Below are 23,797 nucleotides of genomic sequence, written 5' to 3'. Positions count from 1 at the left end.
ATTGCCCCGCAGCCCGCCGGGCCCGGGAATCCACGGAGGAGAGGGGGGAATGACACATGGGGCCCTCGCGATGCAGTCCGAGAATTTCCCCGTCGCCTCGCGCCTGATCCGCCGGGATCTGCGCGGCGACGTGATGACCTTCTACACCTTTGCGCGCACGGCCGACGATATGGCCGACGATCCCGCGCGCAGCCCAGCCGAACGCATGGCGTGGCTGGAGGCTGGCGCGGGTGCCCTGCGCGGCACGCTGACCGACAGGCCCACCGGGTCGCTTGTCGCCGCGGCGCAGGCCTTGCGCGAAGCCCTCAGCCATCGGGACCCCGCTCTTCTGACCCACCCCGAGGCCCTGCTGACCGCCTTCCGCCAGGATGCCCGTGGGCGCATCTATGCAAGCGACGCCGACCTGCTGGACTATTGCCAATACTCCGCCGTGCCCGTGGGCCGTTTCCTGCTGGATCTTCATGGCGAAGGGCCTGACTGCACCGCGCCTTCGGATGCGCTTTGCAGCGCCTTGCAGATCCTCAATCACCTCCAGGATATCACGGAGGACAAGGTGCGGCTGGGGCGGGTCTACCTGCCTGGAAACCGGTTGCGCGCGGCGGGCGTGAACCCCAGGGACCTGACCGCCGACAAGCTGACCCCCGCTTTACGCCAGGTTGTCGATGGGTTGCTGGACCTTTGCGACGACCTGCTGGCCAAGGCCGCCCCCCTGCCCCGGCGGATCGCCGCGCGGGGTCTGGCGGGCGAAGCGGCCAGCATCCTCTGGCTGGCGCGTGACCTGTCGCGCCGCTTGCGACACGACGATCCGCTGGCCCGACGTGTCGCCCCCTCCCCGTTCGCCTTTCTGCGCGCCGCTCTTGTCGGAAGCGCCCGCTGCCTGCGTCCCGGCGCGCTAGTCCCCAGCCGATGACCTACACCGTCGCGCCCCCCCGGATCGCCGATGACGAGACCGCCGCCGAGACGCGCCGCCTGGTCAGCGCCTCCGGGTCTTCCTTTGAAATGGGGATGCGGTTGCTGCCCGTGCCCCGGCGGCGCGCGATTTACGCAGTCTATGCCTTCAGCCGGGTGGTCGATGATATCGCCGATGGCGATGCCCCGCCCGAAGCCCGGAAACAAGGGCTGCAGGATTGGCGGCAGGAACTGGCCCGCGCCTATGACGGCCGCGCCCAGACCCCGATCGGGGCGGAACTGGCCCTTGCCGCGCGCACTCATGACCTGCCGCAGGCAGAGCTGGCGCGGATCGTCGAGGGCATGCAGTTGGACGCCACCCCCATCATCGCCCCGAGCGCCCCCGAGCTGGACCATTACATCCGCTGTGTCGCCGGGGCCGTGGGGATCCTCGCCATGCGGATCTTCGGCGGTTGGCGCGGTGAGCAAAGCGAAGAGTTTGCCCTGTCGCTGGCCCGCGCCATGCAGCTGATCAACATCATCCGCGACGTGTCCGAGGATGCCGCGATGGGGCGTCTTTATATTCCCCGGACGGTGCTGGCCACGACGGGCCTCCCTGCCGATCCAAAGGCGGTGCCCGGCCACCCTGCCCTGCCCGAGGCCCGGCGCCTTCTGGGCGTCATGGCCCGCGACAGCCTGCTCCGGGCCCGCGCCGAGATCCCCAACCACCCGCGCCGCGCGATCTTTCCCGCACTGATGATGGCCGGCCCCTATGTGGCGCTGTTGTCCCGGATGGAGACCGACTGGTCCCGCCAGCCCCCGCGCCGTGCCGGCTGGCGCAAGCTGACCGACGGGCTGGCCTTCGCCATTCGTCCTGGACGCTGAGGATGCCCGGGACACAGGTAGCGGCAAAGCCCGTAGTCCATGTCATCGGGGCGGGTATGGCCGGGCTGTCCGCCGCGCTTCATCTGGCCGAGGACCATCGGTTCCGCGTCATTCTGCACGAGGCGACGGCCCATGCAGGTGGGTTGTGTCGCAGCTACCATGACAGCCGCCTTGACCGGCTGGTCGACACTGGCAGCCACCTGATCCTGTCTGGCAATAGCGCGGTGCTGGATCATGCGGCGCGCATCGGCGCGACGGACCGCTTGCAGATCGGCGCGCCGGAATTCGCCTTCTTCGATCGGGTCGGTGACACGCGCTGGACCCTGCGCCTGCCGCGCGGACCGCTCGGGGCACTTTCCCGCGGCAGCCGCCCGCCCGGCACGGCCCTGAAGGATCTGCCGGATATGGTGCGCCTCGTCTTTGCCGGATCGGACAGCACGCTGGCCGAAACCATCCGCCGTCGGGGGCCGCTGTGGCGGGCCCTTTGGCAGCCACTGTGCCTCGGTGTGCTGAATGCCCCGCCCGAGGCCGCCTCGGCCCGATTGATGCGCCATACCCTTGCGCTGACCTTCCTGCGCGGCACGCGCGCCTGTCGTCCGGTCTTCGCCCCGCTTGGTCTGGGGCCGGCGCTGGTCGATCCCGCCGTGGCACGGCTGAAAGACCTTGGGGCGACGTTCAACATGCGCCAACAGCTTGCCGCCATCGAACAGACCGATAATCAGGCCAGCGCGCTCACCTTTTCCGATGGCACGCGGATCGCTCTGGCTCCCCGTGATCAGGTCGTGCTAGCCGTGCCGCCCGATGCGCAGGCGGCCTTGCTGCCCGGCGTTCCCGCCCCCGGTGCCGGCCTCACGATTCTGAACGCGCATTTCCGCGTAGCCCCGGAGCTTGCACAGGCGATTCCGCCGCTGCTCGGGCTGCTCGGCGGGGCCGGGCATTGGGTGTTTCGGCGCGACGACGTGCTGTCGGTCACCATTTCCGCCGCCGAGACATCGCCACTGGACGGGTTGTCCTCCGACGCGAGTCTGGAACGGCTCTGGTCCGAAGTCGCCCATGCCGCTGGTTTCCCGATGGCCCGCCCCCTTGCCAGCCGGTTAGTCCGCATGCGCGCGGCGACCTTCGATCAATCACCGCAGTCCTTGCGCCAAAGGCCCGCAACGCGATCCCTGCTGCGCAACCTCATGGTGGCCGGGGCGCAGGTCGACAATGGTTTGCCCTGCACCCTGGAAAGCGCGATCACATCGGGCGCGACCGCTGCCGCCGCGATCCTGTCGCAGCGGCCCAGGGCGTAGCCTTCAGGCCCCGATGGGCAGGTTCAGCAATGCCTTTTCGATCCGGGCATAAAGCTCGGCCGGATCTGTGCAGCCGTTCAGCCACAGGCAATTGTCGGGCTGCCCGGTCTGACGCAGCCAGTCGACCACGGTCATGCCGGTCGTCAACTCGCCGGCGCATTCCACATCCACGGGACAAAGGCGCCCGGTAAACAAGTCGGGCCAAAGCAGGGCCGCCACCGCCACCGCGTCATGAAGCGGCCGCGACTGCGTCTGGTACTTCTCGTTCCCGTAGCGTTCGAAGAATTCCATCATCCCCGCGCAGGCCAGCATGACCTGCGATCCATGCGCTGCCAGCCTCGCCGACCAGTTCACCGGCGCAGGTGCGGCATGGGTGCAATCCAGCGGCACCGCCGTCACCGGCACCCCCGCGCCAAGCACGATCCGCGCGGCCTCGGGGTCCACCAAGATGTTGTACTCCGCCGCCGGAGACATGTTGCCGCCTTCAAAATACCCGCCGCCCATGAAGACGATGCGGGCAAGGCGATCCGCCATTCGGGGTTCACGGCGCAAGGCCATGGCGATATTGGTCTGCGGCCCGAGCGCTACAAGAGTGACAGGCTCGGGGTGCTGCATCACTGTCTCGATCAGGAAATCGACCGCATGGCCTTCTGCCGGGCCCTGCCGTGCGGGCGCCCAGTCCCAGCCATCGATCCCGGTGTCACCGTGGATTTCCGGCACCGGACGCGGCTTGCGCAGCAGGGGGCGTGGCGCACCGGCATGGACCGGCAGATCACCCCGCCCGGCCAGTTCCACGATCCGCCGCGCATTGTCGGTCGTCTGCGTCAGCCCCATGTTGCCCGCGACGGTCGTCAGCCCCAGCACCTTGAGCTGCGGCGCGCCAAGCGCCAGCAGAATCGCAAAGGCATCGTCCTGTCCCGGATCGGTATCGATAATAACTGGGTGACGCGGCATGGCGGTCTCCTTTTCCATGGGTCTGAAAGGCTGAAAGATACATCCGCGCTACATTTCTGTGCGCTCGCGACAATGTCCCGGATTTTCTGTCCGATTTCTCTGACAGGCCCTTCCCAGACGTCCCTTTTTAATTTTGGTATACAATATGCAAAAAAGAGGTGCATTGTGAAAGGCGAATTCGACAACATTCCGATCGTGGATCTTTCCGGGCTCGCGGACGGTGCAACCGAAGCGGCACGCAGCGAATCCGTGGCCGATCTCAAGACGGCGCTGGAAACCTCGGGCTTTGCCTATCTGTCCAATCACGGCGTGCCCGAAGACCTTGTCGACCGGATGCGCGAGATGAACGTTGCGATCCACGCGCTTGACGACAAAGAAAAACAGGCGATGCGCATCAACGAATTCCACCGGGGCTACATGCCGATGTCGTCTTCGACGATCGTCACCTCCTCGGTGGCGAAGGTAACCCGGCCAAACCAGTCCGAAAGCCTCATGGTCATGCATGAGATCCCCGAGGATGCGCCCCATTTCGGCGAACCGCTGCAAGGCCCCAACCAATTCCCCGAACGCCTGCCCGAAGTGCGCGAGACCGCCCTTGCCTACATGGCCGAGATGACCGTGCTCGGCGAACGCATCGCCGGCGGCCTGGCCGAGGCGCTTGGCCTGCCGCGTGACTGGTTTGCGCAGCATTTCCAGGATCCGACCCTGTTCCTGCGGCTTCTGCACTATCCCGAACAGGCGAACGAAGAAGAATTGTTCGGCTCCGCGCCCCATACCGATTACGGTTTCGTCACGTTGCTGAAGCAGGACAACGTCGGCGGCCTCGAGGTGCGCAACAAGCGCGGCGACTGGATCCCCGCTCCACCGATCGAAAACACCTTCGTAATGAATGTGGGTGACATCCTGGCCAAATGGTCCAACGGGCGCTTCGTCTCGACCCCGCACCGGGTCAAGAACCTCAGCCGCCGGGGCCGCTATTCGCAGCCCTTCTTCTACGACCCCTCGATGCGGGCGCTGGTGGAATGCCCACCGGCGATGCTCGAAGCCGGCGAAACGCCGCAAATGGAGCCTGTTCTTTACGGGGACTATCTTCTTGAACGGCTCAACAAGAACTACGACTACCGCAAAAAAGCGTCCTGAGGGCCTGTAAAGGCACCTGAAAGGCACCAAACAACAGGGAAATGACCACATGACCGACTTCAACCGTCGCCGCATGCTTCAGGCGCTTGTCGCCCTTGGCGGGGCCACTGTCCTAAACGTCCCCGCCGTCCGCGCCCAGGCCGAAAACCTGGTGATCACCACCTATGGTGGCTCCTGGGAGAAATTCTGGCGCGACATCCTGATCCCGGCATTCAGCGAACAAAGCGGCGTGGAACCGACGCTGGATATCGGCCTGGGCCGGACCTATACCACCAACCTGCGTGCTGCCGGCTCGGACAACCCGCCCTACAGCTGCCTGATGACGAACGAGATCTACGCGACGATCCTGCGCGACGAAGGCTTCTTTGAAAAGCTCGACCTGGAAAAGCTGCCCAATTACGCCGACCTCTACCCGGTCGCCACCGCGGCCTCCGATGGCTGGGCGGCGGTTGGCCTGATCTCTCCCATCGGGCTGGGGTACCGGACCGACATGATCTCGGCTGCGCCGACCTCCTGGACCGATCTGTGGGAGAACCCCGAGCTGAAGGGCCGCCTTGGCCTTTACAACATCAAGAATTCGGCCGGGAAGATGTTCCTGATGCTGACCTCGATGATCTACGGTTCCGGCATCGACGATCTGGACACCGGTTTCGAGATGCTGAAGGAACTGGGGCCGGTCTATCAGACCGATTTCAACATGAGCACCGCCATGGCGACCGGCGAAATCGCCGTCGCGCCCTTCGACTTCGGCGAAATCGCCCGTCTGCGCACCCAGGGCCTGCCGGTAGATTGCATCATCCCCGAAGAAGGGCTGATGATGTGGGACCAGACCTTCAACATCTGCAAGAATACCCCGGCGCGCGATGCCGCCTATGAATACCTCGACTTCGTTCTCGGGCCGGAAGGTCAGGATCTGCTGATGCGCGAATTCTTCGTGTCGCCGGTCAACAAGACGGTCTCTGTCCCCGAGGACCTGCAAAAGGACGTGCCCGTCCACGGCGCGGCCATGGATCAGTTCATCGCATGGGATTGGGACCTGATGAACGAGAACGCCGAAGAAATTTCGCGCCGCTGGAACGAGATCTTCGGCGCGTAACGACACCTCTCCCCAACTTCCCGCCCTGCCTTTGCGCAGGGCGGGCTTTTTATTCAAGGACCGGCTCGCCCCCCATGACCGAAGTTTCGCTCCGCTCGCTGCAGAAATTCTATGGCAAGACCGCCGCCCTCAAGGACATCTCGCTCGACGTGAACCATGGTGAATTCGTTTCGCTTCTGGGTCCGTCAGGCTGCGGAAAGTCCACCACCCTGAAATGCATTGCCGGTTTCGAAGAGGTGACGGATGGCCGCATCTATTTCGACAACAAGGATATTTCCCGCAAACTGCCCGAGGACCGCGACATCGGCATGGTGTTTCAGTCCTATGCCCTGTTTCCCCATATGACGGTGGTGCAGAACCTCGCCTTCGGGCTCGAGATGCGCCGCGTGCCGAAATCGCAGATCGCCGACCGGGTCGCGCGCGCCATGGATATGGTGCAGCTGACCCCCTATGCCGACCGCTTCCCCAAGGCCCTGTCGGGTGGCCAGCAGCAAAGGGTCGCCCTGGCCCGAGCGCTGGTGATCGAACCGGCAATCCTGTTGCTGGATGAACCGCTCGCCAACCTGGATGCCAAGCTGCGTGACGAGATGCGCGGCTTCATTCGGGACCTTCAGAAACGCGTCGGCATCACCACCATCTATGTCACCCATGACCAGGACGAGGCGATGACCATGTCCGACCGGGTGGTGGTCATGTTCGGCGGGCACATCGCCCAGGCCGCCGCTCCGGAAACGGTCTATAACGCCCCGGCGACCGAACAGGTGGCCCGCTTCGTCGGCAATGCCAACATCCTTGATCTGCCGGTGACCGGCGGCGACGCCGCAAGCGCCCAGATTACCCTGCCCGGAGGTGCCACGCTGCGTCTTGGCACGCGCCCGGCCGCCGCCTGGCAGGACCGCATGCGCCTAATGGCGCGCCCGGAACAGATCCGCCTGACCGACCCCGGCGATGGCCACTTGGGCGGACGCATCCAGAAGCGTTACTTCAGCGGTGGCCACGTCGAGTATCAGGTCCAGACCGACTGCGGCGCCCTTTCCGTGGTCGGCCCGACCACCCAGGCCCTGTTCGAGGGCGACACCGTCGGGCTGCGCCTTGATCCCGCGCGCCTCTGGTCGCTGCCCCTGACCGAAGGGCCCGAGACATCATGAACCGGTTTCGCGGCTACCTGCTGATCCTGCCCACGGCGGCGCTGATCTTTCTTTTCGTGATCCTGCCCTACGTCACAGTCCTGATCATGAGCTTTCGCGCCCCGGCCGATGGCCAGCCCTATGGTCAGGGTTTCAGCCTGCAAGGGTACAGCCAGTTCTTCACCCAAAGCTACTACGCCCTCTCCCTGCCACAGACACTGGCCCTTGGTATGGCGACGACACTGCTTTGCCTGATCCTCGGCTATCCGATCGCCCTGCATATCGCGACCGCCTCGCGGCGGTGGAGAGGCCTTCTGTACGGCATCGTCCTGTCGCCCCTGCTGGTCGGCATCGTGGTGCGCAGCTATGGCTGGACGATCCTGCTGGGCAATTCCGGGGTGATCAATTCGACCCTGCGTAATCTCGGGGTGATCGAACGGCCCCTGCCCCTGATGTACAACAACTTCGGCGTGATCCTGGCGCTGGCGCATGTGTTCCTGCCCTTCATGGTGCTGCCGTTGCTGTCGTCGCTGCAATCCATGGACCCCGCCATCGCCCAAGCCGCGCGGTCGCTGGGGGCCCGGCGCTTTACCATTTTCCGGCGCGTGACCTTCCCGGTGTCGATGCCCGGCGTGCAGGCGGGCTGCATTCTGGTCTTCGTGCTTGCGATCTCGTCCTATGTGACACCGTCGCTGGTCGGGGGCATGCGCGTCAAGACCACGACCCTTCTGGTTGTGGATGCGCTGATCGACCAGTTCCAATGGCCCTTCGGATCGGCCATGGCGCTGACCCTTGCGGTCTCGGCCGGCCTTGTCGTGCTGATCTTTGCCCGCCTTACCCGGATGAAATGGACCTGACAGATGCGCCTAGCCACTCCCCTTCTCGGCCTGTTCCGCGTACTGGTCTATGTCTTCCTGCTGGCCCCAATCGTGGTGGTCGTGCTGGCCTCGCTCAACGCGGGGAATTTCCTGACCTTCCCGCCCCAGGGCCTTAGCCTGCGCTGGTTCTGGACGTTCCTCGACAATGACGTCTTCATCGACGCGATCCTCTATTCCGCAATCCTGGCGGTCTGCGCCACGGCGGTTTCGCTGGTGCTCGGCACCATGGCCTCGCTCTATTTCGTGCGCCACGCCGGACCCGAGGCCGAGGTGGTGCGGATCGGTGTCCTGCTGCCGCTGATCCTGCCCGAGATCCTGACGGCCATTGCCTTGCTGTTCTTCTTTTACGAAATCGGAATCGGCACCCGGCACAAGATCGCGCTGTTCACCGGCCACGTGCTGATGACGCTGCCCTTCATCTTCCTGAACGTGAATACATCGCTGCAGGCACGGGACAATTCGGTCGAACTGGCGGCAAGGACCCTGGGCGCGTCGCGCTACACGGCCTTCCGTCGCATCACCCTGCCGCTGATCGCGCCGGGCCTGTCGACGGGGGCGGTCTTTGCCTTCATCATCAGCTTTGACACTTTCGGAATTTCCTTCATCCTGAAGGGCACCGGATCTGCCCCGCTGCCGATCCAGCTGTTCGACTATCTGCGTTTCAACTTCACCCCCGAGGCCGCCGCCGTGTCCACCGTCTCCATCCTGCTGACCCTTGTCCTGGTCGTGACCGCGGATCTCCTGTTCGGTCGCCGTGACTGACGCAGCATGATTGAACCCGTCTCTCAACTGCAACTGCGGCCCATCGGGCTGGAGGTCGCGGACCGGCTTGAAGCCGCCATCGTGCGCGAAACCTTCGCCCCCGGCGAAAAGCTGCGTGAAGCCGAAATCTGCGCGCAGCTCGGGGTGTCGCGGTCGCCACTGCGCGAGGCCTTCCAGATCCTGGAGAATCGCGGCCTTGTCGAACGCCGCCCCCGGATCGGGACGCGGGTGACCGAAATGACCGTGCAGACCCTGGACGAGATCACCCAATGCCGCGCCCCGCTGGAAGCGGCCTGTGCCGGGCTGCTGGCCGAGCTTGCCGATCACACCGCCGTGGCCGATGCGCTGCAGGTCGAACTTTCCGCGATGCAGCGCGCGCATGACAGCGGCGATTCCCTTGCCGGTTTCGAAGCCAACGTGCGGATGACCATGCTGTCGCATGATCGTTGCGGCAATTCCGTGCTGGTGCGGCTGCTGCGGCAATTGGATGTCTCGGCCCTGCGCTATCGTTACCGCGCCTATCGGCATGCACCGGAAATGCTGGTCTCGATGATCGAGGGCAACACCCGCATGATCGCGGAAATCCGCGCCGGTCGCGGCGCCGGGGCCCGCGATGTCACCGAACAGCTGATCTGGCGCGCCTGGGAAAAGACCCGCGCGGCCTTCCTGCATTCAGACCCGTCGAAAACCACCGAATCGTGAGCTCCCATGCCTGACCTGCCCGATATCGCCCTGCTGGGTTACATGATGGACTCCGTCTGCGACGGCCTTGGTCAGATCGGCACACCCGTGCCGCATGACCGGATCGCCGCCTTGCCCGACGCCCGGCGCGCGGCGATCACCTGCGCAGTGACCTCGGCCGTCCACGGCGCCCCAGCCGAACTTTTGGACCTGCTGCCCAACCTGCGCCGCGTCGTCTCGGCCGGGGCCGGGCGGGACCGCTACGATATGGCCGATCTGGAACGCCGCGGGATCGCCCTGTTCGACACCGGCGGGCTCGTCTCCTCGGATACGGCTGAAATGGCGGTGGGGCTGCTGTATGCCGTGTCGCGCGATCTGGTGCGCGCCGATGCCCATGTCCGCTCCGGGACCTGGGCCGGGGCGCATTTCGGGCATCGGACACGGGTCACCGGCAAGACCGTCGGGATCGTCGGCCTGGGCCGCATCGGCTGGCTGATCGCGGAACGCCTCGCCGGCGCCGGGCTGAAACCGATCTACCACAGCCGCACCCCCCTCCCCGAGGCTCCCTGGCCGCATGAACCTGACCTGGAAACCCTTGCACAGCGCGCCGATTACCTGGTGGTCGCGGTGCCCGGCGGCGCGGCCACCCGGCATCTGATCGACGCCCCCATCCTGCGCGCGCTTGGTCCGGCGGGCTTTCTGATCAACGTCTCGCGCGGCAGTGTCGTGGACGAGGACGCCCTGATCGAGGCCCTTCAAAGCGATGTCATCCGCGGCGCGGCGCTCGATGTGTTCCAATCCGAACCCGGCCCAGATCCGCGCTTTGCCGCCCTGCCCAATACGATCCTCACCCCGCATATCTCGGCCATCACCGAAGATTTCGCCAGCGAGCTTGCCGCCGAAATCACCCGCCTCGCGGCGGAGGAGGTTCAGCCCGGCTAGGCCCGGCCCGCCCCGCGACGCCCGCCCTTGCCGCATTGGACGCAACCAAACCCCGGCCTGCGCGTTGGTTCCTGATCGCAAGTCGCATCAAAGGGGACCCCAATGCGGACGCATACAGAAACTGTCGGGAAGATCGGCGGCGCTCCGCAGGCCGGGAATCCCGACATCGGTCCGGTCGTCATCATCGCCAACCGCAAATCGGGCACCAATGCCCGTGACACCGCCGCGATCACCCGCGCCCGCAAGGTGCTGGAAGATGCCGGTGCCGAGACCGAGATCCTGTACTGGAAGACCGTCGAGGACCTCGGCGATCTGCTGAAACGTCCCGAAACCGCCCGCGCGCGGACAGTTCTGGCCGCTGGCGGAGACGGCACCGCCATGGCCGTCGCCTCGGCCCTGGTCAAGGCGCAGATGCCGCAACGCCCCGCGATGGCCGTGCTGCCGCTTGGCACCTTCAATTACTTCGCCCGGGGCCTTGGGCTGGACGAGGACCCCGAACGCGCCGCCGCCCAGCTTGTGGCCGGCACCACGCGGACCGTTTCCATCGGGACGGTGAACGACAGGGTTTTCCTGAACAATGCCAGCCTCGGCATCTATCCCGATATCCTCAAGGAACGGGAAAGCATCTACGCTCGGTGGGGACGCCGCCGGATCATGGCGCATTGGTCCGTGGTCAAGACCTTCCTGCGATTCCAGCGGCCCCTGTGCGTCAGGATCACCGCCGATGGCGCGGTGCGGGACCTGCGCACGCCGCTGATTTTCGTCGCCCGTTCGGCCTATCAGCTGCGGATCTTCGGCCTGTCGGGCGAAGAAGCGATCCATGACGACGGCTTTGCCGTGCTGGCCGGGCGCGGGCAAAGCCGGGCGCAATTGTTCAAGCTGGCCTGGCGTCTGGTCACCCGCAACATGCGCGAGGGACGCGATTACGACCTGATCCGCGCGCGGGAACTGGACGTGGAGACCACGCGACGCAAATCCTTGCTGGCCTTTGACGGGGAAAAGCAGCGCATGCCCAGCCCCTTCCGGTTCCGCATGGCCGAAGGCGCCCTGGACCTGCGCCTGCCGGTTCAGCCGACGGCTGACCCGACCACGCACACGGAAGGCCAAGCCCCTCAGGCCGCCGATCGCAATCCTGCATGCGCCAACGGCCCTGTTCAGCCAAAGGCCAACCTGAAACCAAAGGCCACCCCGACCATATGACACGCATTCTGCACCTGTCCGACCTGCATTACGGCCGCACCGACCCCGACCTCGAAGACCCGCTTCTGGACCGTATCGCGGCACTTTCCCCCGATCTGGTGGTGGTGTCCGGCGACCTGACCCAACGGGCCCGGCATGGGCAATTTTCCCGCGCGCGGGCCTTTCTGGATCGGATAACGGCCCCTGTCCTCACCGTGCCGGGTAACCATGATACGCCGCTCGACAACCTTTTCATGCGGTTCTTCAAGCCCTTCTCGCGCTACAGGAAACATATCACCCGCGATCTCGAACCCCGCTTTCACGGCAAGGGCACCTCGGTCTTCGGCATCAATAGCGTCAATCCTTACGCCTGGCAGACCGGCCGGCTGAAAGGCGGCACGCTGCGGCGTCTGGGCCGGGCTATCGAACAAGGCGAAAACGGGCATAAATCCGGGATAAATATCGCGGTCCTGCACCACCCGCTGGAAACTCCGCCGGAACGGGGGCGCCCCCAGATGCGCGGCGCCGCTGGCGCGCTGCGGGATCTGGCGGGTGCGGGCACGGATGTCGTTCTTTCGGGGCATTTGCACAATGCCCATTGGGCGCCTTTCACTTCTGCCCCCGGATTGCTGTTCGTCCAGGCCGGCACAGGCCTTTCGACACGGCTGCGCGGCGAAGAGAACACCTTCAACATGCTGGATTGCGCCCCCGGCAGGGTCGAGATCACCGCCTGGGCCGCCGGCAGCCCCGAGACGCCCCACTCCTTCGAGATCCGCGATCAGGCGACCTTCCTGCGCGAAGACCTCGGCTGGAAAAGGCAGACTCTCGGCTGACGCCCAAAATCGAAAAAGGCCGAAAACCCGTAGGTCCCGGCCTTTTCCATTGAAACCCGTCAGATATCAGGAATTCTTGGCATGCAGGGCCGAGATGATGTCCTTGCGCGTGATGGACCCCACCGGCGCGCCGCCTTCGTTGACCGAGACGACATCTGCACCGGTCGACAAGCTCTGGATCACATCGTTGACCGGCGTGTCGCGCTCCACCTTCACCGGCGCATCCGCAGCGATGGCATCGGACATCACGTCCGAGGCCAGCAGTACGTTCAGCGGGTTCATGTGGGTGACGAAATCCTCGACATAGGCATTGGCCGGATTGGCAATGATTTCCTGCGGGGTGCCGCATTGCACGATACGCCCGCCTTCCATGATCGCGATCCGGTTGCCCAGCTTGAAGGCCTCGTCAAGGTCGTGGGACACGAAGATGATGGTGCGTTTCAGCTTTTGCTGAAGCTCCAGCAATTCGTCCTGAAGGCGCGTGCGGATCAGCGGATCGAGCGCTGAAAAAGGTTCATCCATCAGCAGGATCGGTGCCTCGGTCGCAAAGGCACGGGCGAGGCCGACGCGCTGCTGCATGCCGCCCGAAAGCTCGCCTACCTTGTTGGTGGCCCAGTCGGTCAGCCCGACCAGCTCCAGCTGTTCGCGCGCCTTGTCTTCGCGGTCCTTGCGCGACATCCCCGACAGCTCCAGCCCCAGGGCCACGTTGTCCAGCACGTTGCGCCAGGGCAGCAGGCCGAACTGCTGAAAGACCATGGCGACCATTTCGCGGCGCAGCTTCTTCAACTCGGTGCCCTTGGACGAGGCCGCGTCGATCTCGTGCCCCGAAGCGCGCACGATCACCTGGCCGCGCACCACCGGGTTCAGCCCGTTGACCGCGCGCAACAGCGTCGACTTGCCCGACCCGGACAGGCCCATCAGCACGAGGATCTCGCCCTCGGCCACGTCGAGCGAGCAATCATGCACGCCCAGCACCTGGCCGGTGTCCTTCTGGATCTCGGCGCGGTCCTTCATGGCGTCCATCATCGGCAGCGCCTTCTTGGGCTTGTCGCCGAAAACGATGGAAACATTGTCGAAAGTGACGGCGGGTTTTCCGGTCATGGTAGCTTCGCTCATTTGCGGCCTCCGATCCGAAGCATCCGGTCAAGGATGATGGCCACGACCACGATGACGAAGCCCGATTCAAAGCCCAGCGATGTATTCACCTGGTTCAGCGCCCGCACCACCGGCACGCCAAGGCCGTCCGCGCCCACAAGGGCAGCGACGACGACCATGGACAGCGACAGCATGATGGTCTGGTTCAGCCCGGCCATGATCTGCGGCAGGGCATAGGGCAGTTCGACCTTGGTGAGGGTCTGGGTCGGCGTGCCCCCGAAGGCTTCGGAGGCTTCCAGCAGCGGCGTCGGGGTCGAAGACACGCCAAGATAGGTCAGCCGGATCGGCGCGGGCACCACGAAGATCACCGTGGCAATCAGGCCGGGCACCATGCCGATGCCGAAGAAGACGATGGCCGGGATCAGGTAGACGAAGGTCGGCAGGGTCTGCATCAGGTCCAACACCGGCTGCATGACCTTGTAGAGCCGTGGCCGGTGGGCCGCCGCGATGCCCACGGGCACCCCGATCGCCATGCAGACAATGCAGGATGAAATCACCAGTGTCAGGCTTTCGGTGGTTTCTTCCCAGTAATCCTGGTTGATGATGAACAGGAAGCCCAGCGCGACGAACAGGCAGATCTTCCAGTTGCGCTGCAACACCCAGGTCAGGGCGACGAAGATCGCGATGATGAGGAAGGGATGCGGCGTCTGCAGCAGCCAGAGCAATCCGTCGATCAGGTTTTCAGCGCCCTCTGCCAGCAGATCGACGACTCCGGAAAAATTGTCCCTCAGCCAGTCGAAGAAATCGGCGGCCCAATCCCCGACAGGGATCTTGTTGTTTTCCAGCCACTCCAAGGCGGTCTCCTTCATGAACAGGCCCAGCATATGATAGGGCCCGAAATTTGAAAGGCCCGGCTTGTGACCGGGCCGATCAGGGTTTTGGGGCGATCAGTCGTCCAGCATGGCCTGGACGGCGGCGGTGCCGTCACCGCCATCGGCGGTGGTCACGCCATCGACCCAGGCAAGGACCGCATCGGGATTGGCCTTCATCCATTCCATGGTGGCCTCGTCCGCATCCGCCCCTTCGTTCAGGATCTCGCCCATGACGGCGTTTTCCATCGGCAGCGAGAAGGTCAGATTGGACAGGAAGGCACCCACATTGGGGCATTCTTCGGAATAGCCCTTGCGCGTCACCGTGTTGACCACGCCTTCACCGCCAAAGAAGTCCTCGCCGCCGGTCAGGTACTTGAGGTCGAAGTTGGCGTTCATGGGATGGGGTTCCCAACCGAGGAAGACAATGTCTTCCTGCTTGTCATAGGCCCGACGCACCATTGACAGCATCCCCTGTTCGGAGCTTTCGACGACGTCGAATCCGTCAAGGTCATGCGTGTTCTCTTCGGTCAGCGACACGAGGTAGGCGTTGCCTTCGTTGCCCGGTTCGATGCCGTAGATCTTTTCGTCCAGTTCGTCGCGGAACTTGGCGATATCGGCGTAGGTCTCAAGACCCTTTTCATAGGTATAGGCAGGCACGGCCAGCGTGTACTTGGTGCCGGTCAGGTTGGTCGCCACGGATTCGATCTCACCCGATTCGAGGTAGGGACCGATCGCGCCGTTCTGTGCCGGCATCCAGTTGCCGAGGAAGATATCCACATCGTCGCTTTCCAGCGAGGCGAAGGTGACGGGCACGGACAGCACCTTGACGTCCACGTCGTAACCCAGGGCCTCGAGGACCTGCTTGGTTGCCGCGGTCGTGGTGGTGATATCGGTCCAGCCGACGTCCGAAAAGGACACATCGCCGCAATCGGCATAGGCGGCCGTGGCCGACACTGCCAATGCACTCGTCATCATGAGCAGAGTTTTGGTCATTGGTTTTCCTGTTGCTTGGCTAGGGTTGCGTTTTTGTTGATTGACGGGTTAATCAAAAACGAGAGAGCCTGAAAAGTAAAGGCTTGTGGCGGAAAGGACTCCGAAGATGCCGAAGATCGGGATGGAAGCGGTGCGAAAAAGCGCATTGATCCACGCGACCATTGCCGAGATCGGCGAAGCCGGGACCCTGGACGTGACCGTCAGCCGAATTGCGAAACGGGCCGGCATGTCATCGGCCCTGGCGCATCACTACTTCGGCTCGAAGGAACAGATGTTTCTGGAAACGATGCGCTTCGTGCTGCGGCAATACGGGGCGGCGGTGCGGACCAACCTGGCACAGGCGAAGACCCCGCAGGAACGTATCCGGGCGATTACCGATTCCAGCTTTGATTCCAGTCAGTTCGAACGCGAAGTCATCGCCGCCTGGCTGAATTTCTACGTCCGTGCCCTTCGGTCCAGCGAGACCCGCCGCCTGTTGCAGATATACGCAAGGCGGCTGCAATCGAACCTGCTTCACGACCTGCGCAAACTGCTGGACGACGACTGTGCCGAGGCCGCCGCGCAGGGCCTCGCCGCACTGATCGACGGCTTCTACATCCGCGCCGCCCTGCAGGATTCCGTTCCCGAACGCGAACGGATCAAATCCATGGTGGGCGACTACCTCAACTTCTGGCTCGAAAGGGCGCATGATGGCCACTGAACACCCCAATATCCTGATTCTCATGGTCGACCAGCTGAACGGAACGCTGTTTCCCGACGGCCCTGCCGACTGGCTGCATGCGCCCAACCTCAAGACGCTGGCGGCGCGCTCCACCCGATTTGCCAATACCTATACCGGCAGCCCGCTCTGCGCGCCGGGGCGGGCCAGCTACATGTCCGGCCAATTGCCGCGCCGCACCCGCGTCTATGACAACGCGGCCGAGTTCGCCTCGGACATCCCGACCTATGCGCATCACTTGCGCCGCGCGGGCTACCAGACCTATCTTTCGGGCAAGATGCACTTTGTCGGCCCGGATCAGCTGCACGGCTTCGAAAAGCGCCTGACCACCGACATCTACCCGGCCGACTTCGGCTGGACCCCGGATTACCGCAAGCCGGGCGAACGGATCGACTGGTGGTATCACAACATGGGCTCGGTCACCGGGGCCGGCGTGGCCGAGATTTCCAATCAGATGGAATATGACGACGAGGTCGCCTTTCAGGCCACCGCCAAGGTGCGCCACCTCGGCCGCCGTCTGGACCCGCGCCCCTGGATGATGACCGTCAGCTTCACCCACCCCCATGACCCCTATGTCGCGCGCAAGAAATACTGGGATCTCTACGAGGATTGCGAGCACCTGCTACCAGAGATCCCCGCCCAGCCCTACGAGGACATGGACCCGCATTCCAAGCGCATCTTCGACGCCAACGACTGGCGCAATTTCGACATTACCGAAGAAGACGTGAAGCGGTCCCGCCGGGCCTATTTCGCCAATATCTCCTATCTCGACGACAAGATCGGAGAGATCATGGAGGCGCTGGAAAACACCCGGCAGGCCGAGAATACCGTGGTGCTGTTCGTGTCCGATCACGGCGACATGCTGGGCATGAAGGGACTGTGGTTCAAGATGACCTTCTTCGAAGGCTCCGCCCGCGTTCCACTGATGGTCGCCGCGCCCGCCATGGCGCCGGGACGGGTGGACACGCCGGTCTCGACCATGGACGTGACCCCCACGGTCGCCGACCTCGCTGGTATCGACATCTCGGAAATCGCGCCCTGGACCGATGGCGAAAGTCTTGTCGCCCTGTCGAACGGGGCCGCGCGCAGTGCCCCGGTGCGGATGGAATATGCCGCCGAGGGCTCCTATGCGCCGCTGGTCGGGCTGGTGCAGGGCCCCTACAAGTATATCGCCTGCGAGTTGGACCCGCCGCTGCTGTTCGACCTTTCCGAAGATCCGCACGAACGGGTGAACCTGGCCGGCAACCCAGACTGGCAGACGATCGAAGCGGGTTTCGCGAAGATGGTCGGTGAATACTGGGACCTGCCCGCCTTCGATGCAGAGGTGCGGCAAAGCCAGGCCCGCCGCCTGATCGTCTACGAGGCGCTGCGCAACGGCGACTACTTCCCGTGGGACTTCGAGCCGCTGCAGAAGGCCTCCGAACGCTACATGCGCAACCACATGGACCTGAACGTGCTGGAAGAAAACCAGCGCTTTCCCCGAGGAGAGTGACCATGGACACCATCCAGCAAACCATCCAGCCGCAGGGCAGCCACTTCATCGATGGCGCCCATGTCGAAGACAAGGCGGGCCGGGAAATCCTGTGCCGCTATGCTGCCACCGGCGAGGTCGTCGCGACCCTGCATTCAGCCACCCCTGCGGTGATAGAACAGGCGCTGGCCTCGGCCAAACGCGCACAAGCGGAATGGGCCGCCCTGCCCCCCGTGGCCCGTGGCCGCGTGCTTCGCCGGGTTGCCGACATCCTGCGCGATCGCAACGAAGCGCTGTCACAGCTTGAGACCATCGACACCGGCAAGCCGATCCAGGAAACGCGGGTGGCCGATGCAAGCTCGGGCGCCGATGCGCTGGAATTCTTCGGCGGTATTGCCGCGTCTCTGACCGGCGAAACCATGCATTTCGGCGGTGCGGGGGGCGACTTCGTCTATACGATCCGCGAACCGCTTGGCCTTTGCGTCGGGATCGGGGCCTGGAACTACCCGACCCAGATCGCCTGCTGGAAGGCAGCCCCGGCACTGGCCTGCGGCAATGCCATGGTCTTCAAACCTTCCGAAGTCACGCCACTTTGCGCGCTGAAACTGGCCGAGATCTTTGTCGAGGCAGGCGCGCCCAAGGGGCTGTTCAACGTCGTCAACGGCTATGGCGACGTCGGCGCGGCCCTGGTGACCGATGCACGGGTCGACAAGGTCTCGCTGACCGGCTCCGTCCCGACGGGGCGCAAGGTCTATGCTGCAGCGGCCGGAAACATCCGCCATGTGACCATGGAGCTGGGCGGCAAATCCCCCCTGGTCATCTTCGACGACGCGGACCTTGAAAACGCGGTCAGCGCGGCGATCAACGCCAACTTCTATTCCACCGGCCAGATCTGCTCCAACGGCACCCGCGTCTTCGTGCAGGAGGCGATGGTGAAACCCTTTACCGACCGGCTGGTCGAACGCACCCGCAACGCCCGCATCGGCGACCCGCTCGACCCCGAGACCACCATCGGCCCGATGATCACGGACGATCAGCGCCAGAAGGTGCTGAACTACGTCCGCATCGGTCAGCAGGAGGGCGCGCAGCTTCTTCTGGGCGGGACTTGCCCCGACGGTCCCGGCTACTGGATCGAGCCGACGATCTTCGGCGGCGTCACGGACGGGATGACCATCGCGCGCGAGGAAATCTTCGGCCCGGTCCTGTCCATCCTGTCCTTCAGCGACGAAGCCGAGGTCACGGCCCGCGCCAATGCCACCGAATTCGGCCTGGCCGCCGGGGTCTTTACCGCCGACATGAAGCGCGCGCACCGTATGGTTGCCGCGCTGGAAGCGGGCACCTGCTGGATCAACGAATACAACCTGACCCCGGTCGAAGCCCCCTTCGGCGGGGTGAAGCTGTCGGGTGTGGGGCGCGAAAACTCCCGCGCGGCGCTGGAACATTACAGCCAGGTTAAATCGGTCTACGTGGCGACCGGCGATGTCGAGGCACCCTTCTGATGTCTGCCACCGAAGCGGATTTCGTCATCATCGGTTCCGGCTCTGCCGGTTCGGTGATGGCGTCGCGCCTTAGCGAGGATGGCAAGAACCGCGTCATCGTGCTGGAATTCGGCGGCAGTGATGCGGGTCCCTTCATCCAGATGCCCGCCGCGCTGTCCTACCCGATGAACATGGCCCGCTATGACTGGGGCTTTCAGTCCGAACCCGAACCAGGGCTGGGCGGGCGCCGCCTGGTGACCCCGCGCGGCAAGGTGATCGGGGGGTCGTCCTCGATCAACGGGATGGTCTATGTGCGCGGTCACGCACGCGATTTCGACCATTGGGCCGATCAGGGCGCAGCCGGCTGGGGCTATGCCGATGTGCTGCCCTATTTCAAACGGATGGAGAACTGGCATGACGGCGGCCATGGCGGCGACCCTGCCTGGCGCGGCACCGAAGGCCCGCTGCACGTGGGGCGCGGCCCCCGGGAAAACCCGCTGTTCGACGCCTTCGTGCAGGCCGGCGCCCAGGCCGGCTTCGAGCTGACCGAGGATTACAACGGCGAGAAACAGGAAGGCTTCGGCCCGATGGAGCAGACGGTCTGGAAGGGCCGCCGCTGGTCCACGGCCAATGCCTATCTGAAACCGGCGCTGAAGCGCGAGAACCTTCAGCTGATCCGCTGCCTTGCCCGTCGCGTGGTGATCGAACAGGGCCGCGCTGTCGGGGTTGAGGTCGAACGCCGCGGCCGCATCGAAGTGATCCGCGCCCGGCGCGAGGTCATCATCGCCGCCAGTTCGATCAATTCGCCCAAGCTGCTGATGCTGTCGGGCATCGGCCCCGCCGCCCATCTGCGCGACCACGGGATCGAGGTCGTCGCCAATCGCGCCGGTGTCGGCCAGAACCTGCAAGACCATCTGGAGCTTTACATCCAGCAGGCCGCAACCCAGCCGATCACGCTCTACAAGCACTGGAACCTCTGGGGCAAGGCGATCTCCGGCGCGCAATGGCTGCTGACCAAACGCGGGCTCGGGGCCTCTAACCAGTTCGAAAGCGCGGCCTTCCTGCGCTCGAAAGCCGGGGTCGAATATCCCGACATCCAGTACCATTTCCTGCCCATAGCCGTACGCTATGATGGCAAGGCCGCCGCTGAAGGCCACGGTTTCCAGGCCCATGTGGGGCCGATGCGGTCGGAAAGCCGGGGCGAGGTGACGCTGAAATCGGCCGACCCGCGCGAGGACCCGCGCATCTTCTTCAATTACATGTCACAAGACAGCGACTGGGAGGATTTCCGGCGCTGCATCCGTCTGACGCGCGAGATCTTCGGCCAGCAAGCCTTTGACCCCTATCGCGGAAAAGAGATCATGCCGGGAGATGCCGCCCAAAGCGACGCCGCCCTGGACGATCATATCCGCGAACATGCCGAAAGCGCCTATCACCCCTGCGGCACCGCCCGCATGGGACGTGCTGATGATCCCATGGCCGTCGTGGACCCGGAATGCCGCGTGATCGGGGTCGAGGGCCTGCGGCTGGCGGACAGTTCGATCTTCCCGCGCATCACCAATGGCAACCTCAACGGGCCCTCGATCATGGTGGGCGAAAAGGCGTCGGATCACATCCTTGGCAAGGCCCCCCTGGCGGCTGAAAACGTTGCGCCCTGGATCAATCCGCGCTGGCAGGTCTCGGACCGCTGATCCCCTTGACTGCTGCAATATCAGGCGGGTCGGGGCAAAATCGTCCCGGCCCGCTTGTTTTTATGCCACCACGGCCCGGCGCCGGCGGGATTGGCCACAATTGTTAATGAATTTTTCATAAAACGCCCTCAATCTCTCGACTGATAAGGATTCCACTACATGTGGAGTTCAACGCAAGATCCCGGTCAGCCCCTCGTGGGGTGGAAAAACGGGGCAGTTTCGAAGTGAGGAGAGGCAGGCAAGCGTGACAGCACAGGCGGAATTGATCGAACCCGACGTTCAGGGCGTGGCACATCTCACGATGACTTCGCCGCCCCAAGCCGCTTGCTTGCAAGGCAGCCATGCCCAATATGCGGCCCTGACCTATCGCATGGTCAAGGACCGCCCCGAAATCCTGCTGATCACCTCGCGCGGTACCGGACGATGGATCCTGCCCAAGGGCTGGCCGATGAAAAACCGCTCGCCGGCAAACGCCGCCCTGCGCGAAGCCTATGAAGAGGCCGGCGTTTCGGGCCGTGTCTCCGACGAAGCACTTGGCACCTATGGCTATGACAAGATGCTGGATGACGGGGCCGCCCTGCCCTGCCGCTGCGTTGTCTACCCGGTCGAGGTCGACCACCTGAAACGCCAGTTCCCCGAAGCCGGCCAGCGCCGCCGCAAATGGGTGTCGCGCAAGAAGGCCGCGCGCCTTGTGGATGAACCCGAACTGGCCCAATTGCTGCGCCAGTTCGACCCCGAGGCCGTCAGCTTCTAGGCCGTGTCGCCCCCCGTCGGACGATCCCGACGCCCAGTTGGTACCCCGGCCTGTTTTGGTGGCACCGGCGCCCGCGCCAGACCTCGCGTCAGCGACAAGGCTTGCATCCGGCCCTGCGGGAATTATGTGATATGCAAGGGCGGCCGTTCCGCCCCATGCCCCGTCCAGGGGCCAGGCATCCATAGCAAGACAGGCAGGCGCCGCGCCGCGATGATCCAGTTTTCCCTGAAATGTGACCGGGACCACCGCTTTGACAGCTGGTTCCAATCGTCCGAAGCCTTTGAAAAGCTTCAGGGTGCCAGCATGATCACCTGCGCCATCTGCGGCTCGGCGCATGTCGACAAGGCCCCGATGGCCCCGCGTGTGCAGACTTCGCGCGGGGACGACGCCGCGCCCGGCTCCAATCCGCTTCAGACCGAAGCGGCTCAACTTCAGGCCGAACAGGCAATGGCCGAGATGCGTCGCAAGGTCGAGGCAACCGCCGATTACGTGGGCAAGGATTTCGCCCGTCAGGCGCGCGAGATCCACGACGGCGCAAAGCCCGGACGCGCCATCTACGGCGAAGCCCGCCCCGAAGAAGCCCGCGCCCTTCTGGAAGACGGCGTCCCGGTCCTGCCCCTGCCCTTCACCCCGCGCCGCAAGACCAACTGACGCGGCAGCGCGACCCGCTGATCGCCCTGCGCGCCACCCCCACCCTGTCCCTGCTCTGTCATTGCCCGCTTGCGCCCCTCGCGGACTGCGCGTAAACCCCCCGCAATCCGAAGTCTGGACCTGGGCGAAGACACATATGCCTGTTCTCGTAATGAAGTTCGGCGGCACATCCGTCGCCAATCTCGACCGTATCCGCCGCGCGGCAAAGCGCGTCGGCGTCGAAGTGGCCAAGGGCTATGACGTGATCGTCATCGTCTCGGCCATGTCGGGCAAGACCAATGAACTGGTCGGCTGGGTGAACGAAACCTCGCCCATGTATGACGCACGCGAATATGACGCGGTTGTTTCCTCGGGCGAAAACGTCACCGCCGGGCTGATGGCCCTGACCTTGCAGGAAATGGACGTGCCCGCACGGTCCTGGCAGGGCTGGCAGGTGCCGCTGAAGACCAACTCCGCCCACAGCGCCGCTCGGATCGAGGAAATCCCCCCCGAAAACATCATGGCGAAATTCGCCGAAGGCATGAAGGTCGCCGTGGTCGCCGGCTTCCAGGGCGTCTCGCCCGAAGGCCGCATCACCACCCTCGGCCGGGGGGGATCTGACACCACCGCCGTCGCCTTTGCCGCCGCCTTTGATGCCGAACGCTGCGACATCTACACGGATGTCGACGGGATCTACACCACCGACCCCCGCGTCTGCGACAAGGCCCGCAAGCTCGACCGGATCGCCTTCGAGGAAATGCTCGAACTGGCCTCGCTCGGCGCCAAGGTCCTGCAGACCCGCTCGGTCGAACTGGCGATGCGCTATAACGTCAAACTGCGGGTTCTTTCCAGTTTCGAGGAACAATCCGACACTGCCGGCACCCTTGTCTGTGCCGAGGAGGACATCATGGAATCCAACGTCGTCAACGGTATCGCCTTTTCGCGTGACGAAGCGAAAATGACCCTGGTCTCGGTCGAGGACCGGCCCGGCATCGCCGCCGCCATCTTCGGCCCGCTTTCCGAGGCGGGGATCAACGTCGACATGATCATTCAGAACATCGCCGAAGATGGGCTGACCGACATGACCTTCTCCTGCCCCATCGACCAGGTGAAACGGGCCGAAAAAGCCATGGCGGACGCCCAGACCCGTGGCGATCTGAAGTTCGCGGAACTTGTCGCCGATACCGGCGTCTGCAAGCTTTCTGCCGTCGGGATCGGCATGCGCTCGCAATCCGGCGTGGCGGCCAGGATGTTCCAGACGCTGTCGGACGAAGGCATCAACATCAAGGTCATCGCGACCTCGGAAATCAAGATCTCGGTCCTGATCGACCGCAAGTACCTCGAACTGGCCGTTCAGGCCCTGCACGACGCCTTCGGCCTCGAAAAATCCGCCTGACCGGGCCGCCATGACCCTAGCCGCGGCCCTCACCGGCCGCGG

The 23,797-nt window shown here is 64.3% G+C and carries 23 protein-coding genes; 19 read left to right on the top strand and 4 right to left on the bottom strand.

Annotation, left to right across the window (positions count from 1 at the left end; genetic code table 11):
* Window positions 1-49: 49 nt before the first annotated feature.
* Genes PSAL_RS00970 through hpnE form a run of 3 tightly spaced genes read left to right on the top strand, consistent with a single transcriptional unit; the run spans window position 50 to window position 3,065 of the window.
* Window positions 50-910, top strand: coding sequence for a squalene/phytoene synthase family protein (locus PSAL_RS00970; protein ID WP_119838664.1), 861 nt, complete (start codon window positions 50-52; stop codon window positions 908-910).
* Entirely contained in the window at window positions 907-1,773 is an 867-nt protein-coding gene (locus PSAL_RS00965) for a squalene/phytoene synthase family protein (RefSeq protein ID WP_119838663.1), read from the top strand. The genes PSAL_RS00970 and PSAL_RS00965 overlap by 4 nt, the downstream gene beginning before the upstream one ends.
* Before the next feature lie 2 nt (window positions 1,774-1,775).
* Entirely contained in the window at window positions 1,776-3,065 is a 1,290-nt protein-coding gene (hpnE, locus tag PSAL_RS00960) for a hydroxysqualene dehydroxylase HpnE (protein ID WP_119838662.1), read from the top strand.
* Window positions 3,066-3,068: 3 nt separating this feature from the next.
* On the opposite strand, the gene PSAL_RS00955 is transcribed toward hpnE, so the two are convergent.
* The gene (locus PSAL_RS00955; protein WP_119838661.1) at window positions 3,069-4,019 is read right to left on the bottom strand and encodes a nucleoside hydrolase; all 951 of its coding nucleotides are present in this window, start codon (window positions 4,017-4,019) and stop codon (window positions 3,069-3,071) included.
* A 165-nt stretch (window positions 4,020-4,184) separates the two neighbouring features.
* Here PSAL_RS00955 and PSAL_RS00950 point away from each other — a divergent pair, with 165 nt between their 5' ends.
* The 9 genes from PSAL_RS00950 to PSAL_RS00910 all read left to right on the top strand — a co-directional run bounded on the left by PSAL_RS00950 (window position 4,185) and on the right by PSAL_RS00910 (window position 12,657).
* Window positions 4,185-5,159 (top strand): isopenicillin N synthase family dioxygenase, encoded by a 975-nt coding sequence (locus PSAL_RS00950; protein WP_231388571.1) that lies wholly within the window; start codon window positions 4,185-4,187, stop codon window positions 5,157-5,159.
* A gap of 49 nt (window positions 5,160-5,208) precedes the next feature.
* Window positions 5,209-6,255, top strand: a complete 1,047-nt coding sequence (locus tag PSAL_RS00945) for an ABC transporter substrate-binding protein (protein WP_119838659.1) — start codon at window positions 5,209-5,211, stop codon at window positions 6,253-6,255.
* 74 nt (window positions 6,256-6,329) lie between these two features.
* Window positions 6,330-7,403, top strand: a complete 1,074-nt coding sequence (locus PSAL_RS00940) for an ABC transporter ATP-binding protein (RefSeq protein WP_119838658.1) — start codon at window positions 6,330-6,332, stop codon at window positions 7,401-7,403.
* Window positions 7,400-8,239, top strand: a complete 840-nt coding sequence (locus PSAL_RS00935; protein ID WP_119838657.1) for an ABC transporter permease — start codon at window positions 7,400-7,402, stop codon at window positions 8,237-8,239. The genes PSAL_RS00940 and PSAL_RS00935 overlap by 4 nt, the downstream gene beginning before the upstream one ends.
* A 3-nt stretch (window positions 8,240-8,242) precedes the next feature.
* Window positions 8,243-9,022, top strand: a complete 780-nt coding sequence (locus tag PSAL_RS00930) for an ABC transporter permease (protein WP_119838656.1) — start codon at window positions 8,243-8,245, stop codon at window positions 9,020-9,022.
* A 6-nt stretch (window positions 9,023-9,028) separates the two neighbouring features.
* The gene (locus tag PSAL_RS00925; protein ID WP_119838655.1) at window positions 9,029-9,724 is read left to right on the top strand and encodes a GntR family transcriptional regulator; all 696 of its coding nucleotides are present in this window, start codon (window positions 9,029-9,031) and stop codon (window positions 9,722-9,724) included.
* A gap of 6 nt (window positions 9,725-9,730) precedes the next feature.
* A complete protein-coding gene (locus PSAL_RS00920) occupies window positions 9,731-10,645 on the top strand; it encodes an NAD(P)-dependent oxidoreductase (RefSeq protein WP_119838654.1) in 915 nt (304 codons plus the stop codon).
* Window positions 10,646-10,747: 102 nt separating this feature from the next.
* Window positions 10,748-11,845, top strand: coding sequence for a diacylglycerol/lipid kinase family protein (locus tag PSAL_RS00915; RefSeq protein WP_119838653.1), 1,098 nt, complete (start codon window positions 10,748-10,750; stop codon window positions 11,843-11,845).
* Window positions 11,842-12,657, top strand: a complete 816-nt coding sequence (locus PSAL_RS00910; RefSeq protein ID WP_119838652.1) for a metallophosphoesterase family protein — start codon at window positions 11,842-11,844, stop codon at window positions 12,655-12,657. The genes PSAL_RS00915 and PSAL_RS00910 overlap by 4 nt, the downstream gene beginning before the upstream one ends.
* Before the next feature lie 66 nt (window positions 12,658-12,723).
* Here the strand turns inward: PSAL_RS00910 and choV are convergent, their stop codons facing one another.
* From choV to choX, 3 genes are all read right to left on the bottom strand, one after another.
* Window positions 12,724-13,773 carry a choline ABC transporter ATP-binding protein gene (gene choV / locus PSAL_RS00905; RefSeq protein ID WP_119838651.1) on the bottom strand — a complete coding sequence of 350 codons (1,050 nt, stop codon included), beginning with the start codon at window positions 13,771-13,773 and terminating at the stop codon, window positions 12,724-12,726.
* Entirely contained in the window at window positions 13,770-14,606 is an 837-nt protein-coding gene (choW, locus tag PSAL_RS00900; protein ID WP_119838674.1) for a choline ABC transporter permease subunit, read from the bottom strand. Before choW ends, choV begins: the two co-directional genes overlap by 4 nt.
* A gap of 93 nt (window positions 14,607-14,699) precedes the next feature.
* Complete coding sequence (choX, locus tag PSAL_RS00895) at window positions 14,700-15,617, bottom strand: choline ABC transporter substrate-binding protein (RefSeq protein WP_119838650.1); 918 nt, start codon at window positions 15,615-15,617, stop codon at window positions 14,700-14,702.
* Between the two features lie 106 nt (window positions 15,618-15,723).
* Between choX and betI the strand changes: the two genes are divergently transcribed.
* The 7 genes from betI to PSAL_RS00860 all read left to right on the top strand — a co-directional run bounded on the left by betI (window position 15,724) and on the right by PSAL_RS00860 (window position 23,755).
* Window positions 15,724-16,317, top strand: coding sequence for a transcriptional regulator BetI (gene betI / locus PSAL_RS00890; RefSeq protein ID WP_119838649.1), 594 nt, complete (start codon window positions 15,724-15,726; stop codon window positions 16,315-16,317).
* Window positions 16,304-17,827, top strand: a complete 1,524-nt coding sequence (betC, locus tag PSAL_RS00885; RefSeq protein WP_408004195.1) for a choline-sulfatase — start codon at window positions 16,304-16,306, stop codon at window positions 17,825-17,827. The genes betI and betC overlap by 14 nt, the downstream gene beginning before the upstream one ends.
* Window positions 17,828-17,829: 2 nt before the next feature.
* A complete protein-coding gene (gene betB, locus PSAL_RS00880; protein WP_119838647.1) occupies window positions 17,830-19,305 on the top strand; it encodes a betaine-aldehyde dehydrogenase in 1,476 nt (491 codons plus the stop codon).
* Window positions 19,305-20,975, top strand: a complete 1,671-nt coding sequence (gene betA / locus PSAL_RS00875; RefSeq protein ID WP_119838646.1) for a choline dehydrogenase — start codon at window positions 19,305-19,307, stop codon at window positions 20,973-20,975. The genes betB and betA overlap by 1 nt, the downstream gene beginning before the upstream one ends.
* Before the next feature lie 244 nt (window positions 20,976-21,219).
* Window positions 21,220-21,729: an NUDIX hydrolase gene (locus PSAL_RS00870; RefSeq protein ID WP_231388570.1), complete on the top strand. Its 510-nt coding sequence runs from the start codon at window positions 21,220-21,222 to the stop codon at window positions 21,727-21,729.
* A gap of 210 nt (window positions 21,730-21,939) precedes the next feature.
* Window positions 21,940-22,380: a DUF1178 family protein gene (locus tag PSAL_RS00865; protein ID WP_119838645.1), complete on the top strand. Its 441-nt coding sequence runs from the start codon at window positions 21,940-21,942 to the stop codon at window positions 22,378-22,380.
* Window positions 22,381-22,516: 136 nt separating this feature from the next.
* Window positions 22,517-23,755, top strand: a complete 1,239-nt coding sequence (locus PSAL_RS00860) for an aspartate kinase (RefSeq protein WP_119838644.1) — start codon at window positions 22,517-22,519, stop codon at window positions 23,753-23,755.
* Window positions 23,756-23,797 lie beyond the last annotated feature (42 nt).

The organism is Pseudooceanicola algae, from assembly GCF_003590145.2.
GTDB classification, from domain to species: Bacteria; Pseudomonadota; Alphaproteobacteria; order Rhodobacterales; family Rhodobacteraceae; genus Pseudooceanicola; species Pseudooceanicola algae.
The sequence above is the reverse complement of the archived record's forward strand: the minus strand, read 5'-3'. Positions and strand labels throughout refer to the sequence as shown.

Bases quoted from the DNA above. Each gene is read 5' to 3' on its own strand.
- PSAL_RS00970 (WP_119838664.1), top strand. From the start codon at position 50: ATGACACATGGGGCCCTCGCGATGCAGTCCGAGAATTTCCCCGTCGCC.
- PSAL_RS00965 (WP_119838663.1), top strand. From the start codon at position 907: ATGACCTACACCGTCGCGCCCCCCCGGATCGCCGATGACGAGACCGCC.
- hpnE (WP_119838662.1), top strand. From the start codon at position 1,776: ATGCCCGGGACACAGGTAGCGGCAAAGCCCGTAGTCCATGTCATCGGG.
- PSAL_RS00955 (WP_119838661.1), bottom strand. From the start codon at position 4,019: ATGCCGCGTCACCCAGTTATTATCGATACCGATCCGGGACAGGACGAT.
- PSAL_RS00945 (WP_119838659.1), top strand. From the start codon at position 5,209: ATGACCGACTTCAACCGTCGCCGCATGCTTCAGGCGCTTGTCGCCCTT.
- PSAL_RS00940 (WP_119838658.1), top strand. From the start codon at position 6,330: ATGACCGAAGTTTCGCTCCGCTCGCTGCAGAAATTCTATGGCAAGACC.
- PSAL_RS00935 (WP_119838657.1), top strand. From the start codon at position 7,400: ATGAACCGGTTTCGCGGCTACCTGCTGATCCTGCCCACGGCGGCGCTG.
- PSAL_RS00930 (WP_119838656.1), top strand. From the start codon at position 8,243: ATGCGCCTAGCCACTCCCCTTCTCGGCCTGTTCCGCGTACTGGTCTAT.
- PSAL_RS00925 (WP_119838655.1), top strand. From the start codon at position 9,029: ATGATTGAACCCGTCTCTCAACTGCAACTGCGGCCCATCGGGCTGGAG.
- PSAL_RS00920 (WP_119838654.1), top strand. From the start codon at position 9,731: ATGCCTGACCTGCCCGATATCGCCCTGCTGGGTTACATGATGGACTCC.
- PSAL_RS00915 (WP_119838653.1), top strand. From the start codon at position 10,748: ATGCGGACGCATACAGAAACTGTCGGGAAGATCGGCGGCGCTCCGCAG.
- PSAL_RS00910 (WP_119838652.1), top strand. From the start codon at position 11,842: ATGACACGCATTCTGCACCTGTCCGACCTGCATTACGGCCGCACCGAC.
- choV (WP_119838651.1), bottom strand. From the start codon at position 13,773: ATGAGCGAAGCTACCATGACCGGAAAACCCGCCGTCACTTTCGACAAT.
- choX (WP_119838650.1), bottom strand. From the start codon at position 15,617: ATGACCAAAACTCTGCTCATGATGACGAGTGCATTGGCAGTGTCGGCC.
- betI (WP_119838649.1), top strand. From the start codon at position 15,724: ATGCCGAAGATCGGGATGGAAGCGGTGCGAAAAAGCGCATTGATCCAC.
- betC (WP_408004195.1), top strand. From the start codon at position 16,304: ATGATGGCCACTGAACACCCCAATATCCTGATTCTCATGGTCGACCAG.
- betB (WP_119838647.1), top strand. From the start codon at position 17,830: ATGGACACCATCCAGCAAACCATCCAGCCGCAGGGCAGCCACTTCATC.
- betA (WP_119838646.1), top strand. From the start codon at position 19,305: ATGTCTGCCACCGAAGCGGATTTCGTCATCATCGGTTCCGGCTCTGCC.
- PSAL_RS00865 (WP_119838645.1), top strand. From the start codon at position 21,940: ATGATCCAGTTTTCCCTGAAATGTGACCGGGACCACCGCTTTGACAGC.
- PSAL_RS00860 (WP_119838644.1), top strand. From the start codon at position 22,517: ATGCCTGTTCTCGTAATGAAGTTCGGCGGCACATCCGTCGCCAATCTC.